This is a genomic window from Bradyrhizobium sp. WSM4874, assembly GCF_055811835.1.
Genome location: NZ_JBVVPR010000200.1, coordinates 1 through 552, shown reverse-complemented (window position 1 = coordinate 552; position 552 = coordinate 1). Strand labels below are relative to the sequence as shown.

Sequence of the window (552 nt, the reverse complement as noted above, 5' to 3'; positions counted from 1 at the left end):
CGTGTCCGACATGGCGCCCAGGCATTCCTTGGGGACGTCGCCGACGATGTTGAGGATGCGGAAGGGCCGACACGCAAAACCTTCAGAGGATCCCTTCGGCCAGAACCATCGCGCGCCTCATGGCAATCGGGCGGGACCTGCTCACGAAATCGGAGACCGTTACGCTCGCGGCGAGCGTAGCTGGCATGCCAACGTTGGTTGAGGCACGCGAGATCATTGCCGAATTCTACCTGATGATCCGCCGCAAGATCGAGGCGGGTCTCATGACGTGCATCGAGCGCTTGTTCGCGATCAAGGTATGAAGGTGATCGGCAGCCCGATGCGCAACTGCGTTGTACTCACGGTGTTTGCGCTGTACCTTTGGGTTCGTGCCGCTGTAGCGCCTGAGGTTTGGTTCGTTTGGGAGGCACTAACTTCTTCCTCTCTGGAAGCGCGCGTATGCGCCCAGCGATCTTCCGTACCTCCTCAGGCCGGGGGGGGGCGAGTTTCACGCAATTGAGGCCTAGCACGTCCTGAGGGCGGCATCGAACGTCGCGACGTGGCGATCTGCCA

At 61.1% G+C, this 552-nt stretch carries 1 pseudogene; it reads left to right on the top strand.

What is annotated here, in order from left to right:
- Positions 1 to 68 precede the first annotated feature (68 nt).
- Positions 69 to 281, top strand: a pseudogene (locus AC0L3P_RS40030) (ISL3 family transposase); the annotation flags it as partial.
- Positions 282 to 552 lie beyond the last annotated feature (271 nt).